The sequence below is a fragment of the Amycolatopsis sp. NPDC004772 genome (assembly GCF_053601215.1).
This window is the reverse complement of record NZ_JBSGBK010000062.1, coordinates 30,728-53,452: the sequence shown is the minus strand read 5'-3', so window position 1 is coordinate 53,452 and position 22,725 is coordinate 30,728. Positions and strand designations below refer to the sequence as shown.

20 protein-coding genes are annotated in these 22,725 nt (G+C 72.3%); 2 read left to right on the top strand and 18 right to left on the bottom strand.

All coding sequences use genetic code 11. From position 1 onward, the window contains the following. Positions 1-125: 125 nt before the first annotated feature. The 11 genes from ACWEF6_RS30020 to ACWEF6_RS29970 all read right to left on the bottom strand — a co-directional run bounded on the left by ACWEF6_RS30020 (position 126) and on the right by ACWEF6_RS29970 (position 11,874). A complete protein-coding gene (locus tag ACWEF6_RS30020; protein WP_449686006.1) occupies positions 126-1,148 on the bottom strand; it encodes a pectinesterase family protein in 1,023 nt (340 codons plus the stop codon). Between the two features lie 65 nt (positions 1,149-1,213). Further along, positions 1,214-1,984, bottom strand: a complete 771-nt coding sequence (locus tag ACWEF6_RS30015; protein WP_449686009.1) for a pectate lyase — start codon at positions 1,982-1,984, stop codon at positions 1,214-1,216. Between the two features lie 209 nt (positions 1,985-2,193). Next, positions 2,194-3,480: a pectate lyase family protein gene (locus tag ACWEF6_RS30010; protein WP_449686005.1), complete on the bottom strand. Its 1,287-nt coding sequence runs from the start codon at positions 3,478-3,480 to the stop codon at positions 2,194-2,196. Between the two features lie 13 nt (positions 3,481-3,493). After that, positions 3,494-4,435 carry a DUF6807 domain-containing protein gene (locus tag ACWEF6_RS30005; RefSeq protein WP_449686004.1) on the bottom strand — a complete coding sequence of 314 codons (942 nt, stop codon included), beginning with the start codon at positions 4,433-4,435 and terminating at the stop codon, positions 3,494-3,496. Then, positions 4,432-5,658, bottom strand: a complete 1,227-nt coding sequence (locus tag ACWEF6_RS30000; RefSeq protein WP_449686003.1) for a Gfo/Idh/MocA family protein — start codon at positions 5,656-5,658, stop codon at positions 4,432-4,434. Before ACWEF6_RS30000 ends, ACWEF6_RS30005 begins: the two co-directional genes overlap by 4 nt. A gap of 13 nt (positions 5,659-5,671) precedes the next feature. Further along, complete coding sequence (locus ACWEF6_RS29995; RefSeq protein ID WP_449686002.1) at positions 5,672-6,796, bottom strand: Gfo/Idh/MocA family protein; 1,125 nt, start codon at positions 6,794-6,796, stop codon at positions 5,672-5,674. Then, positions 6,793-7,350, bottom strand: coding sequence for a DUF624 domain-containing protein (locus ACWEF6_RS29990; RefSeq protein ID WP_449686001.1), 558 nt, complete (start codon positions 7,348-7,350; stop codon positions 6,793-6,795). Before ACWEF6_RS29990 ends, ACWEF6_RS29995 begins: the two co-directional genes overlap by 4 nt. Before the next feature lie 4 nt (positions 7,351-7,354). Next, the gene (locus ACWEF6_RS29985) at positions 7,355-8,200 is read right to left on the bottom strand and encodes a carbohydrate ABC transporter permease (RefSeq protein WP_449686000.1); all 846 of its coding nucleotides are present in this window, start codon (positions 8,198-8,200) and stop codon (positions 7,355-7,357) included. Further along, positions 8,197-9,171 carry a carbohydrate ABC transporter permease gene (locus ACWEF6_RS29980; protein WP_449685999.1) on the bottom strand — a complete coding sequence of 325 codons (975 nt, stop codon included), beginning with the start codon at positions 9,169-9,171 and terminating at the stop codon, positions 8,197-8,199. Before ACWEF6_RS29980 ends, ACWEF6_RS29985 begins: the two co-directional genes overlap by 4 nt. A gap of 3 nt (positions 9,172-9,174) precedes the next feature. Next, positions 9,175-10,467 carry an ABC transporter substrate-binding protein gene (locus ACWEF6_RS29975; protein ID WP_449685998.1) on the bottom strand — a complete coding sequence of 431 codons (1,293 nt, stop codon included), beginning with the start codon at positions 10,465-10,467 and terminating at the stop codon, positions 9,175-9,177. A gap of 210 nt (positions 10,468-10,677) precedes the next feature. Continuing rightward, the gene (locus ACWEF6_RS29970; protein ID WP_449685997.1) at positions 10,678-11,874 is read right to left on the bottom strand and encodes a Gfo/Idh/MocA family protein; all 1,197 of its coding nucleotides are present in this window, start codon (positions 11,872-11,874) and stop codon (positions 10,678-10,680) included. A 300-nt stretch (positions 11,875-12,174) separates the two neighbouring features. Between ACWEF6_RS29970 and ACWEF6_RS29965 the strand changes: the two genes are divergently transcribed. Beyond that, positions 12,175-13,158 carry a LacI family DNA-binding transcriptional regulator gene (locus ACWEF6_RS29965; RefSeq protein ID WP_449685996.1) on the top strand — a complete coding sequence of 328 codons (984 nt, stop codon included), beginning with the start codon at positions 12,175-12,177 and terminating at the stop codon, positions 13,156-13,158. On the opposite strand, the gene ACWEF6_RS29960 is transcribed toward ACWEF6_RS29965, so the two are convergent. The 6 genes from ACWEF6_RS29960 to ACWEF6_RS29935 form a co-directional block, all read right to left on the bottom strand. Next, entirely contained in the window at positions 13,155-14,387 is a 1,233-nt protein-coding gene (locus ACWEF6_RS29960) for an FAD-binding protein (protein WP_449685995.1), read from the bottom strand. The two genes, ACWEF6_RS29965 and ACWEF6_RS29960, sit on opposite strands and share 4 nt — an antisense overlap. Positions 14,388-14,425: 38 nt before the next feature. Further along, positions 14,426-15,541, bottom strand: a complete 1,116-nt coding sequence (locus tag ACWEF6_RS29955) for a serine hydrolase domain-containing protein (RefSeq protein ID WP_449686008.1) — start codon at positions 15,539-15,541, stop codon at positions 14,426-14,428. A 30-nt stretch (positions 15,542-15,571) separates the two neighbouring features. Then, complete coding sequence (locus tag ACWEF6_RS29950; protein ID WP_449685994.1) at positions 15,572-16,609, bottom strand: Lrp/AsnC family transcriptional regulator; 1,038 nt, start codon at positions 16,607-16,609, stop codon at positions 15,572-15,574. A gap of 84 nt (positions 16,610-16,693) precedes the next feature. Beyond that, a complete protein-coding gene (locus ACWEF6_RS29945) occupies positions 16,694-17,455 on the bottom strand; it encodes a hypothetical protein (protein ID WP_449685993.1) in 762 nt (253 codons plus the stop codon). After that, a complete protein-coding gene (locus tag ACWEF6_RS29940) occupies positions 17,452-18,030 on the bottom strand; it encodes a papain-like cysteine protease family protein (RefSeq protein WP_449685992.1) in 579 nt (192 codons plus the stop codon). Before ACWEF6_RS29940 ends, ACWEF6_RS29945 begins: the two co-directional genes overlap by 4 nt. Positions 18,031-18,231: 201 nt before the next feature. Continuing rightward, positions 18,232-18,801 carry a DUF6801 domain-containing protein gene (locus ACWEF6_RS29935; protein WP_449685991.1) on the bottom strand — a complete coding sequence of 190 codons (570 nt, stop codon included), beginning with the start codon at positions 18,799-18,801 and terminating at the stop codon, positions 18,232-18,234. 220 nt (positions 18,802-19,021) lie between these two features. On the opposite strand from ACWEF6_RS29935, the gene ACWEF6_RS29930 reads away from it, so the two are divergent. Beyond that, positions 19,022-19,528, top strand: a complete 507-nt coding sequence (locus tag ACWEF6_RS29930; RefSeq protein WP_310976221.1) for a hypothetical protein — start codon at positions 19,022-19,024, stop codon at positions 19,526-19,528. 353 nt (positions 19,529-19,881) lie between these two features. On the opposite strand, the gene ACWEF6_RS29925 is transcribed toward ACWEF6_RS29930, so the two are convergent. After that, a complete protein-coding gene (locus tag ACWEF6_RS29925; protein WP_449685990.1) occupies positions 19,882-22,650 on the bottom strand; it encodes a BTAD domain-containing putative transcriptional regulator in 2,769 nt (922 codons plus the stop codon). Positions 22,651-22,725 lie beyond the last annotated feature (75 nt).

Here is a 22,725-nt window from a genome sequence, read left to right as displayed (position 1 = left end):
AATAAACAACCACCACCCCACAAACATTATATTTTGTTCTGGGTGAGTATCACAGTGGTGTCCTCTAGCGATGTGTGGGTGAGTGGTAAGGCGGGTTAGAACCCGCCTTACCACTCACGAAGGGGTCAGTGCACGGGGTTCCACCCGTCGCTGCCGGCCAGGTATTTCTGCGGGGTGTAGTTGCCGGCCTGTGCGGCGGGCAACTGCGGCCGGTCGGCACCGGTCCCCGCGCCCGGGCCGGTGTTGCGGTACGCGGTGAACCGGGCGTCCTTCCAGGAGAAGCCCGACATGTCGGTCCACGGCGCCTGCTTGATCGCCGCCGGCAGGGACGTCTCGCGGATCAGGACCTGAGCGATGGCGTCGACGTCGCCGCCCGGGTGCCACGGGCGGCCCAGGTAGAAGCTGGCGTTGGCGGCCGAGCTGACCACCTTGCTGCCGGTGATCAGGAAGCCGTACGGGTTCGACCGCCGGGTGCTGGCCGCGGTCAGGAAGCCGTTGTTGCTGCTGGAACCGCGGTCGAGCGCGGTGATCGTCACCCGGTCGAACACCGCCGTAGCGCGGCCGAACAGGAAGTCGACGTCGCCGCTGATGGCGCAGTTGCGGTAGTACTGGCGGCCGACCGTGCCGACGGCCGCGGTGTCGGCGTACAGGGTGTCCTGGTGGCCGAGGAAGGTGACGTTGTCGAAAACCATCCGGTCGCCCGTGGTCTTGACCGCGACCGCCTGGGTGTCCTTGATCTCCGGGTGGGCGCCCCGGTCGAAGGAGTTGCGGAAGGTCAGCGCGGTGGCGGTGAAGCCGTTCGCCGCGATCGTCGCGGTCGCGCTGCCGGACGTCCCGTACGTCGAGCCGTCGGGTTTCTTCGTCCCGCTGGCGTTGTCGTAGTCGACGACGACGTCGGCGGCCTTCCCGGTGGTGCCGCGCATCGTGACCCCGGTCTTGCCGGACGGCACCGAGACGACCTCCCGGTAGGTGCCGGGCTTGATCGAGATCGTGCCGCCGGCCGAAACGGCGTTGATGCCGGCCTGGACGGTCGTGTAGTTGCCGGAACCGTCCTTGGCCACGACGACGTTCGCCGCCGCGGCCTCGGCGGCCGGGGCGATCAGCGACGCTCCCGCCACCACCGACGCGACGAGCAGGGTCTTGAACATGGCGCCTCCACGGTGGAACGCGCCGGGGGTATCGGACGGCGGCCGGCACCCCCGGCGCGGGTCGGTTACTGGTAGGTGATGTTGGCCGCGGTGTAGAGGCAGTTCGTCGAGTCCGGGCCGCTGCCGATCTTCGTCGGCTCGCCGCTGGTGACGCCCTTGTACTTCTCGCAGGGCACGATCTTGCGGCTGGAATCCCCGACGATGGTGATCCGGGTCAGCTTGGCGGTGTCACCGTAGTTGGTGTTGATGCCGACCAGCGTCTTGCCGGGCACGGTGGCGGTGACGTTGTCCACGACGACGTTGCGCTTGTACTGCGTCTTGCAGTTGCCGCAGGAGCGGTACAGCTTGCCGAAGTCGTTGACCTGGAAGTTGCGGATGTACATCGTGCCGGGGCCGTTGTGCTGGAACACCTTGTCCGAGGCCTTGCGCGCGCCGCCGCCGTCGATGGTCATCGTCTGCGAGGCGGAGGTGCCCTTGAAGGTCGCGGCGTCTTCGCCGACGTCCTCCCACCAGACGTTGAGCAGCGTGCAGGTGCCGAGGCAGTGCACGCCGTCGGCGGCGGGGCTGCCCAGGACGACGTTCTTCAGCGTGGTGCCGTTGGCCAGCTGGAACAGCGGGCTCTGGCCTTCGTCCTGGCCGCCGCTGCCGAGGTCGCCGGTGCCGTAGAACCGCTTGAGCCCGCCGTCGTAGGTGCCGCTGGTGACCTTGATCGTCGCGCCCACCGGCACGCTGCCGCTCGGGGTCGGCCACGACGCGGCCGACGCGGTGGCGCCCGTGCCGACCGCCGCCGAAACGGCGAGCGCGGCGACCGCCACCACCCGGATGATCCGGGACATCGTTGGAGGAACCATTCATCACTCCCTGGTCTCGTGCGTTCAATCGGCGCTGATGGAAAACGTCCGACCGGGTTGTGAAAGCGCTTTCTCGATCCCGAGTTTCGGGTTGCGGACAGGCCGTGTCAATGTCGTTCGCCGCAGCGGCACGCATGTCGCCCGGATGGTCGCCGCCGGCGCGCGTTTTCAGAAAACGCCGAAACTGTCGAAGGTCAGCGGCCGGGCCCGGCGGCCGTCAGGACCAGTGCCGGAACGGCCCAGGTGGGATCGAGGCGTTCGACGAGGGTCGGCGTCCAGCCCACGTCCGGACCCAGGTCCGGGTCGTTCGCCGCGTTGTATTCGGCCAGCAGGTCGACCGCGCGCGGCCACCGGGTGCCCTGGGCGACCAGCGTCCCGGTCGCGTGCAGCACGGTTCCCTTCCAGTAGTGCACCAGCTGGCCCAGCGGCAGCCCGGCCGGGATCCGGAAGAAGTTGTTCTCCGCGTGGATCCGGGACTCCACGCCCACGCCGAGCGAATACGTGTAGGCGGCCGGGTCCTCGATCGAGTAGAGGTTGTCGTAGACGTGCACCTGGCCGTACCGCACCCGCGGCGCGCGCTGCCCGATCTCGGAGAACAGGTTGTGGTGCACGGTGACCCGCAGCTTGCCGACGTCGTAGGTGGGCTTGTCGGTGTTGCCGATCAGCATGGTCTTGTCGTGGTCGTGCAGCCGGTTGTAGGACACCGTGACCAGGTCGGCGCCGTTGACGATGTCGAGCAGGCCGTCGTGGACCTCGTACTTGCGCCCGAAGTAGGTGGGCTGCCGGTCGTTCCCGCCGTCGCTGAACTCGTTGTGGTCCACCCAGACGTGCGTGGCGCCGGCCAGGTCGAGGTTGTCGTACTCGGAGTTCCAGTTGCCGTCGGCGGTGTCCAGGGGGTCCCACTGCGGGAAGCAGTCGTGGGCGTCGGAGAAGTGCAGGTTCCGCAGGATGACGTTGTCGCCGGTGACGCGCAGGGTGAGCCCGTGCAGCGTGGCGTCGCGCCCGAGGCCGACGATCGTGGTGTTCGGGCCGACGTCGAGGACGACCTGCTTCGCCTGGTTGGCCTGTGACCGCTCGCGCGCTTCTTCCAGCGGCCCGGACGGCGGCACTCGCCCCCAGGTGGCCGGGTCGTACGCCGCCAGGTAGGCCGGAAGGCTGTACGCCGGATCGGCGAAACTTTCACAGCTCATCGGCCGGTCGGCCGCGTCCACATTGCCCTCGACCGTGCTGCGGACGTAGATGATCTTCGGTGCACCGGGGTGCGCGGCCAGCGCGGCCGCGAGTTCCGAGCGCTTGGTCACCGTGTGGATGTCTTCGCGAGCGGCGGCCGAACCGCCGGTGGTGCCGGTGGTCGCGGCCGCCCAGCCGTCGTGGGCGCCGAGGACGACCCGGCCGGGATCGCGGCCGTGGGCTTGGGCGGGTGCCGCGGTGAGCGTCAGTCCGAGCAGGGCGAAGCACCCCGCGAAAGCCTTCCAGCGCATGTCGGCTCTTCCTCTAGTCGGTGTCCGGTCTCCTGAGCACCCGCGCGGCGTGCCGGGCCAGCCCGGCCGCGTCCGGGGCGCCGTCGATGACGACGACGTGGTGGGTCAGGGCCAGCTCCTCGCCCGGTTCGAGCAGCCACGGCCGGTGGTAGGTCGCGGCGAAGCTGACCACGGGGAACGGTTCGGCACGGACGTACCAGGCCGTCGGGTGAGCGGCGTTGTCCGGGCTGTCGGCGAACAGCAGCGTCGAGGTCCGCAGGCTTTCGTCGTGCTGCCCGGTGAAAGCGAGCCAGGGCGCCCGGTGGCCCATCGCGTCGGCCGCGGACTTCCCGTCCGACGTCCGGACCGTGCCGCCGACGAACGAGCGCGGCCCGCGCCAGAACAGGCCGCCGTAGCCGGCCGTGTCCCGGCCCTCGGTGACCGGGCTCCCCCAGCGCAGCTCGTGACCGCTGGTGTTGCGCAGCCGGCTGGACCAGGTGAGCGTCCAGTGCCCGCCGCGCAGCGAGACGTCGCCGAACCGCAGCGTCCGGTGTTCGGTGAGCCAGCGCCGTCCGGCCGCGGTGCGCCAGGCCAGCTCGTGCCGCAGCTCGCAGTGCCCGGCGGCTTCGTCGACGCTCTCCCAGCGGACGTGGCCGATGGTCCCGTTGTTGTCGAGCGGGGTGTAGCCGCGGCCGCGGACGTAGGTGCGGCCGCCCCAGAAGTTCTCGCCCGAGAGGTGGGCCATGGTGAACTGCAGGCCGTTGTGCCAGGTGTGGTCGTGCGGCCGGACGGCGGTCACGACCTCCCCCGCGGTGGTGCGCAGCGGGTGCAGGTACGGCTTGGGCGAGTCCCCGGCCGGCGTCGGCGGCTCGACGACGTACTCGGCCAGGACGACGTCGCCGAGCCGGACGCGCACCCGGCCGTCGGCCCCCTCGGTCGCCTCCGGCGTGCTGTCCCCCACCGCGGCCCGGCTCACGCCGGTTCCCCGATCTCCCCCAGCAGTTCCCCGACGGACACGGGCCGCCCGGTTTCCAGGGACCGGTTCGCGGCCAGCCCGGTGAGCAGGGCCTGCAGGCCGGCGTCGTGGTCGGCCGCGCAGCCGAGCGCGTCCGGTTCGGCGTCGCCGAGCAGCTCCGCGAGCATCCGTTCGTCGCCGCCGCCGTGCCCGTCCCCGAGGAGCCCGTCGAACACGGCTTCCGCCGGTTCCCAGTGCCGTTGCACGGTCAGCCGGGCCCGCGCCCGCTTCGCCACCGGCTCGGCGCCGGCCGCGTACTCGTTCTCCCGGACGTCCAGTTCGAGCCGTCCTTCGCTGCCGGAGAACGCGACGCGGTAGCCCTCCCGCGGCGAGTACGCGTGCAGGTGGTAGTTCAGCACCGCTCCGCCGTGGTGGCGCACGAGCACGGACAGGTCGTCTTCGATGGTGACGCCGGGCCCGAACACGTCCTGGTTGCGGACGTAGCCGTCCTCCCGCTCGGCGTCGTGGTAGAGGGCGCGCAGCTGGGGTGAGGCTTCGAGGTCCAGCGCGAACCGGTCGCCGGCGGTGCGGTGGCCGGTTTTGTCGCCGTAGAAGAACAGCCGGCCCAGCGCGAGGACCGTTTCGGGGCCGGTGCCGAGCCACCAGTTGACGAGGTCGAAGTGGTGGCCGGACTTGTGCACGAGCAGGCCGCCCGAGTTGGCCTTGTCCCGGTGCCAGCGGCGGAAGTAGTCGGCGCCGTGCGCGGTGTCGAGCAGCCAGCTGAACTCGACCGAGCCGATCGCCCCGATCGCCCCGGCGGCCAGGAGTTCCCGCACCCGGCGGTGCACCGGGTTGTACCGGTAATTGAAGGCGACCCGCACCGAACGGCCCGTCTCGCGCCGGGCGGCGAGAATCCGGCGCGCGCCCTCGACGTCGGTCGTCATCGGCTTCTCCGTGACGACGTCGCAGCCGGCCTCCAGCGCGGCGACGACGTAACCGGCGTGCGTGTGGTCCGGGGTGCACACCACGACGACGTCGATGCGTTCCTTCGCCAGCATGGCGGTGAAGTCCTCCGGCCGGTAGCCGGGGATTTCGGTACCGAGCCAGCCGTTGTGGACCCGCATGCGGGTTTCGTTGTGGTCGCAGAAGGCCACGAGCTCGGCCCGCGGCGACGTGGCCAGGGCCCGGGCGAACAGCTGGGCGCGGGAGCCCAGGCCGACGATCGCGTGGCGACGCACCGCCATCACCTCATCTCGTTCAGGCGCGCGTGCCGGCGCCGGTCCAGGGCAGGGCGAGTTCGGAGAAGAGCGCGAGCCGTTCGGCCGCGGTGTCGACGTCCCGGTCCACGCCCGGCACGACGAAGTGCCGTTCGGGCCCGCTGTCCACGGCCCGGACCCACTCGGCGGGCAACGGCAGCGGTTCGGGGGCGTCGCGGACCGCCGCCACCAGCGCGGTGAACGCGCGGGTGGCCGCCAGTGGGGCCAGCAGCGGCTCGCCGTCCCGGACGTGGGCGACGAGGTTGGCCAGCAGGTCCCGGGGTGGCGCGACCGTGCGTCGGCGGCCACCGATGGAGACCAGGTCCGTCTTGTAGTGCCAGCGGATCCGGCCTTCGGTGCCGTGGACCAGCACATACGGCTCGTGGTCGGCCTCCGCGTCGAGGGTGGCGGCGACGACGACGTCCGGAGCCCCGGCGAAGCTCAGCCGCGCGCAGGCGGTGTCGTCGGACTCGATCTCCCGTGCCCGGTACAGTTCCACGGCGATCCGCTCGGGCAGGTCCTCGGCGGTGCCGTTGACCAGCAGGGCGGTCGCGACGGCGTGGGCGAACGGGTTCGTCAGCGCCCCGTCCACGACCGCCTGCCCGCCGACCCGGCGGCGGCCGGCCCACTCGGCGCGGGCGAAGTACCGGTCCCGCCGGATCCACGCCCCGGCGGCGGCGATGCCGGTGACCGTCCCGATCTCGCCGGTTTCGATCGCCGCTCGGACGACGGGGACGGCGGCGGAGCCGAAGCTCTGGAAGCCGGTCTGACAGGCGCGGCCGCGGGCCAGCTCGGCCAGTTCGCCGAAGGCCGCGAGGTCGAGCACCGGCGGTTTCTCGACGAGCAGGTGGCACCCGGCGGTGAGTGCGAGCTTCGCCAGGGGCAGGTGGGTGTGCGGCGGGGTGGCCACCACGGCGATGTCCGGGGTGGTGCGGGCGAGCAGTTCGGCCGCGTCCCGGGTGATGACGGCGCCTTCGGGGAGCAGCGCACGAGCCTCCGGCGACGGCTCGCGGATGTCGCACGCCCCGGCGAGCACGAGTTCGCCGCGGTCGTGCAGGGCGCGGGCCCGGCGCAGGTGCTGGCCCGCGTAGCCGGCCATGCCGAAGACGACGACGTCCGGCGTCATCGGCGGCCACCGGTCGCGACGGCGGCCAGGGCGAGCGGCCCGGCCACCACGAGGGCGAGGATCGGCAGCATCCAGACGAGCAGGACGGCGATCCCGAGGGCCGCGGCGAGGAGCACGGCGTTCCTGGGGTCGGCGGCGGTTTCCCGGGCGGCGGTCGACATCGCCCGGCGCCAGGCCGGGCCCCCGGTCGCCACCAGCTCGCACGTCCGCACCGCGACCACCACCCCGATCACCGCCAGCACCCACAGCGCCGGTTTCAGCACCCCCGCCCCGGGCATCGACGCCACCACCTCGAGGTCCACCGCGAACACCACCACCGCCGCCACGCACCCCAGCCCGAAGAGCACCCCGCCCCGCGCGGCCTCGCGGAAGTCCGCCCAGAACGTCGTCCACAGTGGACTTCCCACGTCCCGGCGGGTGCGGTCGAGGACCCGGCAGCCCGCCACCAGCGCCGGAGCCGCCGTCACCACCGGGACCGACGCCAGCGCGACCAGCAGCCCCGCCAGCAGGCAGTCCGAGAAGTCGCCGAGCCCGGTTCGCCACTGCGTTCGCATCACTTCACCCCTTCAGGCCGCTGGTGCTGACGCCTTCCACCAGCAGCCGCTGGAAGGCGAGGAAGAACAGCACGATCGGGACCAGCGCGAGCGCGGACATCGCGAACATCGCGCCGAAGTTCGACTCGCTGCTGGTGTCCACGAACAGCCGCAGCCCCAGCGGCACGGTGAACTTCTCCGTGTCGTTCAGGTACACCATCTGCGTGAAGAAGTCGTTCCACGTCCAGATGAACGTGAAGATCGACGTCGTCACCAGCGCCGGTTTCGACAGCGGCAGCACCACGTGCCAGAACGTGCGGTAGACCGAGCAGCCGTCGATGATCGCCGCTTCGTCGAGCTCGCGCGGGATCCCCCGCATGAACTGGACGATCAGGAACACGAAGAACGCCTCGGTCGCCAGCAGCTTCGGCAGGATCAGCGGCACGAACGTGTTCACCAGGCCGGCCTGCTGGAAGATCACGTACTGCGGGATCAGCGTGACGTGGTAGGGCAGCATCAACGTCGTGATCATGAACGCGAACAGCGCGCCCCGGAACCGGAACTTCAGCCGGGCGAAGGCGAACGCGGCCAGCGAGCACGACAGCACGTTCGCCGCCACCGACAGGCCGGCCACCAGGAACGAGTTGAGGAAGAAGCGGCCGAACCCGACGTCCGCCGCGCCCTCCCAGCCCTTCGAGTAGCCGTCGAAGACGAACCGGGTCGGCAGCAGCGCGAGCCGGGACAGGATCTCGTCCGGCGGCTTGACCGACGCGAACGCCAGCCACACCAGCGGGTACAGCACGATCGCGACGATGACCAGGCACAGCACGTGCCAGCCCGCCGAGCGGGCGCTCCGCGGCAGGACCGTCATTTCCGGTCCTCCGCGTCGTCGTAGAAGACCCACAGCTTCGCGGTGCGGAACACGACGGCCGTCACGATCGCGATGACCACCAGCAGCACCCACGCCATCGCCGACGCGTAGCCCATCCGGAAGTCCTGGAAGCCGACCTCGAACAGGTAGAGCGTGTAGAACAGGTCCGCGTCGGCCGGGCCGCCGCGGCCGCCGCCGATGACGAACGCCGGGGTGAACGCCTGGAAGGCGTGGATCGCCTCCATCACCAGGTTGAAGAAGATCACCGGCGAGAGCATGGGCAGCGTGATGTGCCGGAACCGGCGGAACGCGCCCGCGCCGTCGATCGCGGCCGCCTCGTGCAGTTCCGCCGGGATCTGCTTGAGCCCGGCCAGGAAGATCACCATCGGCGCGCCGAACTGCCAGACGCCCAGCAGCACGATCGAGGCGAGGCTGAACTGCGGGTCGTCGACCCAGCTCGGCGTGTGCCAGCCGAAGAAGGCGAGGACCTCGTTCACCGGGCCGCCGCCCATGAACAGCGCCCGCCACACCAGCGCCGCCGCGACGCTCGCGCCGAGCAGCGAAGGCGCGTAGAACGCCGCTCGGTAGAAGCCGTTGGCGCCGCGGCGGGTGTTGAGCAGCATCGCCACCAACAGGGACACCGCCAGCTTCAGCGGCACCGAAACCAGCACGTAGATCAGCGTGACCTTGACCGACTGCAGGTAGCGGTCGTCGCCGGTGAACATGTGCGCGAAGTTGCCGAACCCGACCCACTCCGGCGAGGTGAACAGGTCGTAGTCGGTGAACGACAGGTACAGCGAGACCACCATCGGGCCGATGGTCAGCGCCACCGCGCCGAGCAGCCACGGCGTGAGGAAGGCGAACGCCTCCGGCTGGCTCTTGCGGCGGCGCCCGGCCGGACGGCCCCGGCGGCCGCGCGCGGCGGGCGCCGGGGGCGCGACCGGCGGGTCCGGCGTGCGCAGGGTCGTCATCGGCTAGGACAGTCCCTTCTGGGCTTCGGTCATGAACCGGTTGACCGCGTCGTCGATGCTCATCCGGCCGAACGCGACCTCTTCGTACGTGCGCTGCAGCAGCTTCTGGATCGCCCCGGCCCCCTTCGGCGGCACCGGCGGCGCGGCCCCGAGCTTCGGCTCGAGCGCGGCTTCGTAGTCGTAGAGCGTCTTGTCGTTGCCCTTCGCCGACGACGCCAGCTGCGCGCGGACCTTGAGGTTCGGGGCGAGCCCGCGGTCGGTGCCGACGATCTTGCCGACCTCGGGATCGTTGATCAGGAAGTCGACGAGCTTCGCGGCGGCCTCCTGCTGCTGGCTGCGCGCGGACACGGCGAGGAACATCGACGGCCGCCGGTACTGCCCGGTGTCGCCGTTCGCGCCGGTCGGGTACGGCGCCACGTTGAGCGGCTTGCCGTTCGCCTTCTGGTAGGCCGGCAGGAGGTTGTCGTAGGCGAACTCCGAGCTGGTCAGCTTCTTGCCCAGCGGGGACTGCTCGGGCGAGGTGTTGTAGGACGCCGTGACGTCGGCGGGCGAGGCGGCCTTGGTGTCGCGGAACTTGCTCGCCAGCTGCCAGTAGCCGCGCAGGTCGTCGGCGGTGAAGCCGAGCTTGCCCTCGGGGGTGTAGAACTGCTTGCCCTGCTGGCGCAGCCAGATCTCCAGCGTGGTGTCGAGGATGCCGAAATCGGTCACCCCGCGCGCCGGGCCCGCCGTGCCGGCCTTCCGGGCCACCTCGGCGTAGGCGTCCCAGGTCATCCCCTTCGCCGGGTCACCGCCGGCCGCGGTGAACGCGGCCGGGTCGTAGATCATCGCCGGGGTGTTCTGCGCCCACGGAACCGCGTAGCGCTTGCCCTGGTAGACGCCGGTGGCGGCCAGCTCCGGGTTGACGTCGGCGAGCGAGATCGCCTTGCCCGCACCGGAGTTCAGGTCGGCCAGGACGTTGCGGCCGCCGTATTCGGCCAGGTAGCGGCTGTCGACGTTGAGCACGTCCGGCGGCTTGCCCCCGGCCGTCTGCGTCGCCAGCTTCTCCCAGTAGGCCGCGTACGCCGAGAACGACGTCTGCACCTTGATGCTCGGGTTCTTCTGCTGGAAGAGCTCGACGGCCTTCTTCGTGAGGTTCGCCCGCCCTTCGCTGCCCCACCACACGAAGTTGATGGTCACGTTCCCGCCGCCACCGGAGTCCGAGCCGCAGGCGGCCACCCCGGTCAGCAGCAGCGGGACCACCACGGCCAGCGCGGCGACACCCCGCCTCTTGTTCCTGCGCTCAGTTGTCCGCCCCATCGAACTCTCCGTCCTCAGCGTGTCAGCACTTTTCTGAAAACGCTGTCAGCGCGCTCACGGTAGGCAGTGCGCTCCATCGGTGTCAACGGGCAAATGGTGGCAATACCCCTTGTGCACCAACGCTTTCACGGTTCAGCGGGCACGCTGAGAAAGCGCTTACAGCACCGGTGGCGACAACCGGGCTGCCAGCGCTGGAGCGCACCGGCCGGGTTATCCGGTGCGTTCGGCGGCCGCGCCGCCCGTCCGGCGGCGTGCGGCACTCGCCCACGGGACGCCGATTTCCGAGAACAGCGCCAGCCGGTCCGCGGCGACGGCGACCTCTTCGCCGATCCCGCGCACGACCGGGTGCCGGCTCGCCCCTTCGCCGACCGTGCGGATCCAGCCTGCCGGGATCCGCGACGGCGACGGCGCGTCCCGCACCGCCTCGACCACCGAGGCGAACGCCCGGGTCCCGGACAGCGGCGCGAGCAGCGGCACGCCGTCCGGGTCGAGGTGGTGGGCGATCAGGTTGCGCAGCAGGTCGGCCGGTTCGCCGAGGTGGCACCGCTCGTCGTCGATCTCGAGGCGGTGGCTCTTGTACCAGAACTTCGCGCGCGCCCGCTCGCCGTGCACGACGACGTAGGGCTCGTGGTCCTGTTCGGCGCACAGCGAAGCGGCGACGACGATCTCGGGCCCGTCCGCGAACCGGATCCGCAGGCAGGCGGTGTCGTCGGCTTCGATGTCCCGGGTGCCGTAGAGCTCGAGGGCGATCTCCGCCGGGTCGCGCCCGGCGACCCCGCCGACCAGGAGCGCGGTGGCCACGGCGTGGGAGAACGGGTTGGTCAGGGCGCCGTCGACGACGGCCTCGCCGTCGAGCCAGCGCCGGCCGGCCCACGGGTTGCGGCGGTAGTAGGCGTCGGTGCGGATCCACGCCCCGGCCGCGCCGACGCCTGCTACCGCGCCGAGCTTGCCGTCGGCGATCGCGGCCCGCAGGACCGGCAGCACCGGGGAACCGAAGCTCTGAAACCCGGTCTGGCAGGCCGCGCCGGTCTCCGCGGCCAGCCGCGACAGCGTGGTGAAGCCGTCGAGGTCGAGCACCGGCGGGGTCTCCAGCAGCAGGTCGCTGCCCGCCCGCAGCACGGCGGCGCCGACCTGGACGTGCGCGTGCGGCGGCGTCGCGACGACGGTGATGCCGGGGCGGCAGCGGCGGAGCAGGTCTTCGACACTCGGGTGTGCGGTGCCGCCGGCCGGCAGCAGCGCCCCGGCGGCGGCCGACGGCGGCCGGACATCGGCCATGCCGGCGAACCGGACCAGTCCTTCGTCGTGCAGGATCCGCGCGCGGTGCAGGTAGCTGAAGGCGTAGCCGGACGTGCCGACGACCGCCAGCCTCGGCGGGTCCGCCACGGTGCGGCTCCGGCTCCCCGACATGGATCTCCGATCGGCGGGCACCGGTGGACGGCCCGCGCGGGACTGACGAATGGGGTCAGGCTTTCGGGAGAAACTTCCGGTCGCCACCGTAGGGTGTGCGCGACAAACGTGTCAATCATCAGGACCGCGGCGTCGAAATCATCGAACATTCGATGGTCCGGATGGACCTGCGGTTTTCGAGATAGCGCTTACTGGAATAGACCAGCTCGGCCTGCAAGTCGCGGGAACGGTTTGCAGGATTTGTTGACAACGCTCGCGGCCGTTTCCATGATGTTGCTCGGAGCCTGCCGAGGAGTTGCCGTGACCGTGACCATTCACGACGTCGCCCGCCGGGCCAACGTGTCGATCTCGACCGTCTCGCGCGCGTTCACGTCCCCGGACCTGGTCCGGCAGCAGACGCGCACTCGGGTGCTGGCCGCGGCTCACGAGCTGGGTTACCACGCGGCCGGCACGCCGCAGCCGGGACCGGCGGCGCGCACCGGGCACATCGGGATCGTCGTCTCCGACCTGGGCAACCCGTTCTTCACCGGGGTGCTCAACGGGGTCCAGGCCCGCGCCCGGCAGGACGACATCGCGGTGCTGTTCGCCAACAGCGACGAGGACCCGGCGATGGAGCAGAACCTCGTGCGCCGGATGGCCAAGCAGGTCGACGGCGTCGTACTGTGCAGCCCGAGCATGACCGACGACCAGCTGCGCGCGCTGGCCGGCCAGACGACCCTGGTGCTGCTCAACCGGGAGGTGCCGGGGATCCCGTCGATCGTGATGGACGCCGCGGACGGCATGCGCCAGGCGATCGAGCACCTGGCCGCGCTCGGCCACCGCCGCTGCGCCTACCTGGGCGGGCCGCGGGCGTCGTGGGCGAACCGCGCCCGCAAGCAGGGCCTGGCGGAGACCGCGCAGAAGCACGGCACGGACGTCGTCGAGTTCGGCCCGTTCCCGCCGGTGTTCGAGGGTGGCCTGCAGGGCGCGGACCTGGCGCTGGCGGCGGACGTGACGGCGATCGTCGCCTACAACGACCTGGTCGCCTTCGGCGCGCTGGCGCGGCTGAACGCCCGCGGTGTGCCGGTGCCGGACGAGATCAGCCTGGTGGGCTTCGACGACCTGGTGTTCGCGGCGATCTCGGCGCCCCCGCTGACGACGATCGCGATGCCGACCGAGGCGGCGGGCCGTGCGGCGGTGACGATCCTGCTGGGCCTGCTCGACGGCGAGGCCGACGAGCACACGGCTCAGGTGCTGGACACGCACCTGATCGTGCGCGCCACCACGGCCCCGCCCTCGGGTTAGCCCCCGAAGACGTTGCGGTCCAGGAACGGGTTGCGGAACTTGCCCTGCGGATCCAGTTTCCCGGCCAGCGCCCGGAACTCCGCCAGCCGCGGGTACTCCCCCGGGACGCCGTGGAAGAGCTTGCCCCAGTGCGGGCGCGCCCCGAACGGGGCCAGCCGCTCCTCGAGCACCGGCAGCACCGCCTCGACCTCCGGCTGCCGCGGCTGCCAGGTGAAGTGCAGGGCCACCCGGTCGCCGCCGTGGCAGGGGCTGAGCCACAGGTCGTCGCCCGCGATCGCGCGGATCTCCGAGACCAGCAGCAGCGGCGCGACGAGGCCGCCGATTTCGCGGACTGCGCGGATCGCGGCGGTGGCCGCGCCGTAGGGCACGAAGTACTCCGACTGCAGCTCGTCCCCGACGCTCGGGGTGAACGCCAGCGCGAAGTGCGGCAGCCGCTCGTGCCACGGACCCGGCACCCCCTGCTGGGGCGTGCAGTTGTCCGCGGGGATGCCGGCGGCGTGCGCCGGGTGGCGCGGCCCGTCCGCCGGGACCGCGCCGAACAGGCCGGTGCGCCCGGTGCCTTCGCGGCTCTTGACCCACACCTGGTCGATCCGGTCGTTCGCCCAGTTCGTGAACATGCTGACGCTGTAGCCGGCGTCTTCGATCTCGTCGAAATGCGTGTCCGCGGCTTCCCACGGCAGGTCGTCGAACACGTCCTGCCGGACGTCGAACGTGGGGACCACGTCGAGCGTCAGCCGGGTGACGACGCCGACCGCGCCGAGGCTCACGACCAGGCCAGGGAACTCCGTGTCGGCGCGCGTGAACGTCTTCAGCGAGCCGTCGGCGGTGACCAGCTCGATCCCGGACACCGCCGCGGCGAGGCCGGGCTGCCGCCGCCCGGAGCCGTGGGTGCCGGTCGCGACGCTGCCCGCCACGGTGATGTGCGGCAGCGACGCAAGGTTCGGCAGCGCGAAGCCCGCGTCGTGCAGTTGCTGCGCGAAGTCGCCGTAGCGGGCCGATCCGCCGACCGTCACCGTGCCGTCGCCGATCTCGACACCCATGTCGAGCGCGTGCAGGTCCAGCAGGAGCCCGCCCGGGGAGTCCGCGATCGTGTTGAAGCAGTGCCGGCTCCCGAGGGCCTTGACGTGCGTCGCGCCGGCGACGGCGTCCTGGACCTCGGCGACGGTCCGCGGGGTCGTCACCGCGTCCGCGCCGTAAGTGAGGTTCCCGGCCCAGTTCGATTCGCCCACCCGTTGTGTCCTTCCGCCGTCCTGGATCGCTTCCGACCCTACGCGGCCGCCGCGCGCCAGAAGTCCCGCATCCAGCCGGGCGGCACGGGGTTGTCCTCGCCGACCTGGGTGAGCAGGACGGCCACGGTGCCGGTGGTGGGGACGACGTGCGCGGTGGTGCCGGTGCCGCCGACCCACCCGTACCGGCCCGGGACGTGCCACGGCTCGGTGGCGGCGATGTCCACCGAGCCGCCCATCCCCCAGCCCTGGCCTTCGAGGAAGAGCGCGCCGATCTCGCGGTGCGCCGGGGTGGTGTGGTCGGTCGTCATCAACCGGACGGCCTCGGGAGTGAGCACGCCCGCGCCCCCGCTCAGCAGCATCCGGCCGAACGCGACCCAGTCGCCCGCCGTCCCGGCGAGGCCGCCGCTGCCGAGCGGCAGCGCGGGCATCGTGCGCCACTGGCCGTCCGGCGGATCGGCGAGCACCAGCCCGCCGGCGGTCTTCTTGGAGAAGGCGGTGGACCGGGCGGGCTCGGCCACGAAACCCGTGTCGGTCATGCCCAGCGGGGCGAAGATCCGTTCGGCGAGGAACTCCGGGAAGGACTGCCCGGACGCGCGGGCGACGAGCAGGCCCTGGAGCACCGAACACGTGTCGTACAGCCAGGATTCCCCCGGCTGGTGGGCCAGGGGCACTTCGGCGAGCCGCGCGAGCCAGACGTCGGGCTCGGGGAAGGTCTGCACCTCGCGGCCGTCACCCTGCACCGGGAGCAGCGCCTGCACGGCCGGGAGTGTGAAGTCCGACGGGAAGCCCCAGCCGGCCTGGCCGGTCAGCACGTCGAACACCGTGATCGGCCGCTTCGCCGGGACGACGTCGTCGAGCGGGCTCGACGGGGTGCGGACGACCTTCGGTTCGGCCAGCTCGGGCAGCCAGCGGCCGATCGGGTCGTCGAGGGCGAGCGTGCCGCCGTCCACCAGCACCAGCAGCGCGGCCGCGGTGATCGGCTTGGTGATGGAGGCGATGCGGAACAGCGTGTCCTCGGCCATCGGGCGGCTGCCCTCGACGTCGACCGAGCCGGCGGCCACGACCTCCCGCCGGCCACCGGTGTCCACGATCGCCACCGCGCCGGGCAGCGTGCCGGCGTCGACGTGGCGTTGCAGGGTCTCGCGCAGGCTCATCATCCTCCCCAGGGTCGGTCCGACCCTAGTTCAGCGGGCCGGGATGATCGCCTGGTGGGTGCCGGCGAGGCCGTGCGGGCTGAGCAGGCGGCCCATCCGCTTCGGCATCCGCAGCGTGATCGCGCGGTCGAGAACGCGCGCCCCGGGCGCCGCTTCCGCCAGCCGCGTCTCGTAACCCGTGCAGTCGGCCGGCACCCGCAGCCACGCCGAGACGACGAGGTTGCCCTCCCCCACCACCGCGGCCGAAAGCCGGGTCTCCGGCAGCTGTGCGATCGCCGTGCCGGCGCGGTCGAGCTCCGTCGGGTGGACGTCGAGGCGGTAGCCGGCGATCACCGGCCAGCCGGCCGGGACGTGCGCGAGGTCGCAGCGGAAGTCGAGTTCGTGGTTGCGCAGCATCCGGGCGAGGGTGCGCCGCACCGCCGACTCGCTCATCCCGCAGTCGCGGGCCAGCACGGCGTAACTGCGCCGGCCGTCCTCGCCCAGGGACTCCACCAGCGCGCGCAGGTCCCGGTCGTTCCACTGCTGCGGGACGACCAGCCGGGCCTGCACGGCGGTGTCGTCGAGCACCGCCCGCTGCTCCGGGGCGAGCGCGTCGACCAGCCAGCCGCTGCCCTCGCGGTAGACGCGGGTCGCGACGGCGAACCGGACCTCCCGCACCCCGGGCAGGGTGCCGATGCGGCCGGTGACCAGGGCGTCCAGCGCGTCGAGGTCGCGGGCGGCCAGGCCGAGGAACAACGCGAACCGGCTGGTGGTGCGCTCGACGCTGAACACCGACGGCCAGCCGCAGAGCTCGCGTGTCAAGGCACTCAGCGCGTCCGGGCGGCACGCGAGGTCGACGTAGCCGACGGTGGTCGTCGGCGGCGTCGAGTACGCGGTGAGCCAGGCCAGCCCGGCCGCCTGCAGCCGTTCCCAGCGGCGGGCGGCCGTCGTCGCGTCGGTGCCGACGGCGGCGGCGATGCGGGTCCACGGCGCCCGCGGGTCGCGCTGCAGCGCCTCCACCAGCGCGAGGTCCGACGCGCTCAACCCCGGGCGCGCCGCTTCCGGCGGCGCACCGGGCGAAACGGGCATGGCGCATTGTGACCTGATCATGACCGGCTGCCAAGGGGCCGTCGGACTCCCCCGGCGGCCCCTCGTCGTCCTTCCGTCGTCGTCCTACCGCCGCCGCAGCCGCGGCACCGCGGCCGCACCCGCGACCAGCACGAGGACGCCGCCGAGCACGAACGGCAACGCGGGCACGTCACCGGGATCCGCGGCGGGCACCGCGCGTTCCCGGCCGCCGTAGCCGCCGCCCGCGCCGTCGCGGTCGTAGGCCGAGCCCGGCAGCTTGTCCGCGTACCGCTGGTGCAGCGCGGCGCGGTAGTCGGCCAGGGACAGCTTCGTGCCCGCGGCGAGGCCGGTGACCGAGCCGTCCAGGACGGTCACGGCGTCGCCGTGCACCGCGTACCAGGCGTTGACCTGCGGTTCGTGCAGGAGGTAGCCGCCGGCCGCGGCCTGGGCGTACTGCCGCTCGTAGTCGCCGGACGCGACGTTGACGACGGTCCAGGCCGGGCCTTGGCGCTCCGCCCAGACGGTCGCGGCGGTGCCGTCGCCGGTCTTCGCCGGGACGGCGACGTAGGCGAGCGCGGCGGGGACGTCCGACTTCCCGGCGACGAACGCCGCGGTCGGCTCGTAGACCGGGACCTGCGTGCGCGGGTCGGCCGTCTGCTGCGCCGTGGCCGCGTGGCTGCCGGGGAACTTGGTCTTCGCGAGGCGGCCGAGGGTGTCCGGGCCGCCGGTGACCTGCCCGATGGCGGCGGTGTCGGCGGCGGTCGGCGCGCCCGCGGGCCCGCTCGCCGCGCTCGCGGCGCCGTCCGTGGTGAGCATCGCGGCGCCGGCCAGCACGGCCACGCCCATCGCTTTCCGCAGCATGCTCATCCCTCGATCCCGTACAGCGTGTGGGTCCACTGGAACTGGTTGTTCGAGCGGTAGGTGTCGTAGTTCATCGAGTTGTAGCGGCTGTTGTTCGGCCACGGGTCGCCGTATTCGACGCGGGTGGCGCCGCCGGAATTGTCATATCCGTAGAGCACGTGCATGTGGCCGCCGCCGGACCGCCAGCCGATGCGCGTGCCGACCGGTTTTCCGGCGTCGATCTGGCTTTTGACGCCGGTGAAGGAAAGCGTCTGGCCGCCCGAGTTGTACGACCCGACGTTCGTGAAACCGAGGTAGCGGAACACGCGCTGCTGGTCGGACAGGTAGCCCTGGTTGTTCGCGCAGTCGCTGCCGGACTCGTTGTGCGCGATCTGGCAGAACCGGGTCTGGGTCAGGGAGTATCCCCAGAAGGCGGCGATGGTGTTGCCGCTGGCGTCCCAGCACCACTGGTCTTTCTGCTGGGCCTGCATGGTGATCCCGAGATCGGTCCGGGCCGCGGCCGCGGCGGCCGGCGCCTGCAGCGCAACGGCCGCGACCGAGAGCGCGGCGAGTCCACACAGGACTCGTGAGGTGGTTTTCACGAAGTGCTCCTCCAGCCGGTGACGATTCGACGTGGTGGCACGGAATACTCCGCGCCCGGCACGGTGATCCGGTACCTACCAAGGGAGGATTGCGTTGACGGGAAACGATTCGGGCGGATCCCGGCAGCTCCGGGACGCCGGATTCCGGCATCGGCTCGGGGCCGCCGGACGGATTCCGGCGGCCCCTGCTTCGCGCCCCGGTCAGGACACGGTCGTCGTGCCGAGGACGGCGTCCTGGTCAGGTGGGTCGAGCGTCAGGGCGACGTCGAACTCGCCGAGGCTGCTGTCGGTGACGACGTGCGTGCTCGCGGCGGCGTCGACGCTGCTGGTCGCCTCGCCGGCCGGGGTGCCGGCCGGGACGGTGAAGTCGACCTGCCCGACGGCGGTGAACTTCAGGCTGCCTTCGGCGGGCACCGGCGTCTCGGGGATCGGCAGTTCGACCGGGATCGCGACGGACTGGCCGCCGACCGCGACGTTCACCCGGGACTTGATTGAACCGGAAAGCCGGGTGGCGCCGACCAGGCGGAGGCCGTCGCCGGCGGCCTGGCCGGCGTCGACGTCGAGGCTGAACGGCACCGAAATCGTGCTGCCCGCGGTCGTGGCCGCCGGGATGTCGGCCTTGACCACCACGGCGACCTGCTGGTCACCGATCAGCGGGAACCCGCCCCGGTAGGTGAGCGACTTTTCGGCGGCCGCGGCCGGTCCGGCGGAAACAATGGCGAGCGCGGCGGCCAGCAGCGCGGCAACGCCGATTCCACGGGTTTTCCGCATTTGTTCGTCCTTTCCTCGTCGGGCTTCGGATACTAGGTGGAAAACTTCCCAACCGGCCACGACTGTTTTCGGTTGCGGAAAATTTGTCACGGGCGTCGGTCCTCGCCGTCGCGGTTTTTGTCATTCGCCCGCGCGAGAGCGGCGGTGTAGTGCCGGTGTAGCGGCGCGGCGCAGGGTTCTCGTCGCCGGGCCGCCCGCCCGGCCTACTGAGGGAGAAACCATGCGCATGATCTGCCAGGCGGCCGCGCTCTCGGCCGCCCTGCTCTTCGGCGGCGCGACCGTCGCCTCGGCCGCCGTCGCCCCGTCGGAGGTCTACGCGGAGGTGACCGCCGCCGACATCGCCGACCCGGGCGCGGTGATCACCGACTCGGCGGCCGACCTCGCCGCGGCGCGGACCGCGAACCAGGCGATCGCCTGGTTCTCCAGCCGCAACGGCAGCACCGCGTACCAGGGCTACTGCGAAAAGGCGGTGCGCCTGGCGTGGGACCGCGTGACGCACCACGCGAGCGCGATCGACCACTGGCGGTCGTCCGACGGCGCCCGCCACACGACGGGCACCCCGCCGCGCGGAGCGTTCGTGTTCTGGAACATCTCGGCCTACGGCCACGTCGGCATCGCCGACGGAAGCGGCGGCGTCTGGGCGACGAGCGTCAACGGCGCCATCGGCCACGCCCGCCAGGGCTACTTCGCCAACTACCTCGGCTGGAAGCCGGGCAACAGCAACTGAGGTCCGGGGTCGGGTCGGCGGCGGCGCTCCGCGCCGCCGCCTCACCGTGTCGCCCCTCCAATCACGCGAAATGCCCCTCCAGTCACGCGAGTTCCGGCCCCGATCACGCGAGTTCCGGCCTCGATCACGCGAGTTCGGGTGCCGGTCACGCGAATTCGGGGCTCAATCACGCGAGTTCCGGCTTTGGTCACGCCCGGGCGGTCGCGGAAATTCGCCCGGAACCCGTGCCAGTCGCCGATGAAGCCGCGTCGGCTCGCGTGCCCCGACGGTCGGCTGGCGTGCCTAGGCAGCCAGCCCGCGTACCCCGGCGGTCGGCTTGCGTGCCTGGGCGGTCCGACCACTGCGGGCCGGGCTCAGGTGCGGGCCGCCGAAGGAGTTCTCCGGCGCTGGACCTGCTCCAGCAGCGCCAGGCCCGTTGTCTCGCCCTGGTGGTTGCCCGTCTCGCGGAACACCCGCAACGCCCGGTCGCACACCCCGCGCGCCTGGATCGGCTCGCCCGCCTCCAGCAGCGTCTGGCCGATCCCCAGCAACGCGTACGCGCTGCACCTCTCGTCGTCCAGTTCCTCCAGGATGCTCAACGCCAACCTCAAGCACGTCAACGACTCCGGGAGCCGGCCCGTGTCGCGGTGCAAGGTGCCCAGTTCCGTCAGGACCTTCGCCTCGCGGTGGGCGTCCTCGATCTCGCGCGCCAGTTCACGCGCTCGGTGCAGCCACGTCTCCGCCTCCTCGAACGCCCCCAGCAACGCATACGTCGACCCGATCGAATTGCGCATCTGGGCGACACCGCTGCGATCGTCGGCCCGCTCCAAGCCCGACAGCGCGCGCCGGTAGAAGTCCAGTGCCTCGCGCGGGCGGTCGCGGACCCGGGCCACCGTGCCGAGGCCCGCCACCGCCAACGCCTCGCCGCGGACGTCGCCCAGTTCGGCGAACAGCTCCGCCGAACGCCGCATGTCCTTCGCCGCCGCCTCGTACTCGTCGTGGTACAGGCGGACTTGGCCGAGGCCTCGGCGGAGCACCGCCGCTCCCCTGCGGTTGTCCGCCGCCTCCACCGCCGCCAAGGCCGTCGCGTGACTGCGTCGCCAGTCGTCGTACGCGCCGCGGAGGTCGTAGAACGGGACCGCTGCCGCCGTCAGCTGCCAGGACAATTCGGCCAACCCGGCGTCCGCCGCCAGCTGGACCGCCGCCGCGAGCAGCTTGCGCTCCGCCGTGAACCACGCCAGCGGGTCGGTCACCAAGCGGGCCGGGACCGCGCCGGCAGGGACAGCCGGGCCGGTCATCGCGCCGAACGCCGGTGGCAGGGCCGCCGACGCCGTCTTCGCCAGCGCCAGGAGCACCGACAGGACGCGGGTCAGCGTCTCGCGGCGGGCCGGAAGGGGTTCCTCCGCCAGGAGTTCGCTCGCGTAGCAGCGCAGCAGGTCGTGCAGGCGGTACCGCGGGTGCCCGCTCGCGTCCTGCCCGGTCAGCGACACCAGGTTCGCGTCGACGAGCACGTCGAGGACGTCGTGCGTGCCCGCGCGGTCCAGCAATGCGTCGACCACCCAGCTGGGGAAGTCCTGCGCGCCCAGCACCGCCGACCGGCCGAACGCCGTCCGCGCGGCCGGTGGCAGCTGACGCAGGCTCAGCTCGAAACTCGGCCGGACACCCAGGTCGCCGACGCGCAGCTCGCTCAGCCGGCTCGACTCGTCGGCCAGCCGGTCGTGCAGCGTGCGCAGGCTCCACGCCTGACGTCCGGCCAGCCGCGCGCCCGCGATGCGGATCGCCAGCGGCAGGTACCCGCAACACCGCACGATCGCCGCCGCTTCGGCCGGCTCGCCGACCACCCGGTCGGGCCCGGCCAGCTCGGCCAGCAGCTGCGCGGCCTCCCGCTCGCCGAACACGGGCAGCTCGACGTGCTTCGCGCCGGCCAGCTCGGGCAGCCGGCCGCGGGTCGTCACCAGGACCGCGCACCCGTGGTCCGCAGGCAGCAGCGGACGGACCTGCCCGGCGGTCGCCGCGTCGTCGAGCACCAGCAGCAGGCGACGCCCGGCCAGGCGGGAGCGGAACAGCGCCGCCCGCTGGCCGAGCCCGGCCGGCACGGTGTTCCCGGTGACGCCCAGGGCGTGCAGGAAGTCGGCGAGCACCTCGGCCGGGTCGCGCGGCGCGCCCGTGCCCGCCAGGTCGACGTAGAGCTGGCCGTCCGGGAAGCGGCCCGCGAGGCCGTGGGCGACGTGCATCGCGAGGGCCGTCTTGCCGGTGCCGGGCGCGCCGGTCAGCACGACCGGCGCCGGTCCCGCTCCGAGCGCGGCGGACAGTTCGCGGACGTACTCCTCGCGGCCGGTGAAGTCCGGCAGGTCGGCGGGCAGCTGCCGCACCGGTGCCACCGGGGCGGGGCCGGGCAGCGGCTCACCGGTGAGGATCGCCGCCTGCAGGGCCCGCAGTTCCGGCCCCGGTTCGACGCCGAGTTCGGTGACGAGCCGTTCGCGCGCGGTCGCGTACGCCTGCAGCGCCTCGGCCCGGCGGCCCGCGCCGGTGAGCGCCAGCAGGTACTGCTGCCAGAGCCGTTCGCGGTACGGGTGCTCGGCCAGCAGTACGGTGAGCTCGGCGATCGCCGGGTCGTGCCGGCCCAGCCGGACCTGCAGCGCCAGCCGCTCCTCGACCGCGGCCAGCCGGTTTTCGACGAGCCGGCCGAGCTCGGCGTCCCAGGCGGGCGCGGTCGGCAGGTCTTCCAGGGGGTCGCCGCGCCACAGCGCTTCGGCGTCGGCCAGCAGCGTCAACGCGGTCTCGGGCGCGCCGTCCTTGGCCGCGCGGGCGGCGTCGGCGACGAGCCGGGCGAACCGGTGGGCGTCGACGTCGGCGGGGTCGACCTCCAAGGAGTAACCCGGGTCGTGGGTGCGCACGACGGCGCCCTCGGGCAACAGCCGGCGCAGCCGCCACACGTAGGTCTGCAGGTTCGCGGTGGCCGACGTCGGCGGATCGTGCGGCCACAGGGTGTCGACCAGCTGGCCGGGCGAGACCGTCCGGTTCGCGTTGAGCAACAGGTGCGCGAGCAGGACCCGCTGCTTCGCCCCGCCGAGCGCCAGCGGCTGCCCGCCGACCGTCACGGTCAGTGGTCCGAGCAGGTGAAACCGCACTTCAGGCCCCATCGCGCGCTCCCGTTCCCGCGGCCGCCCCCAGGCGGAACCTCGAAGCCGGACTGTAACCGGACCGCGGCGCTGCCC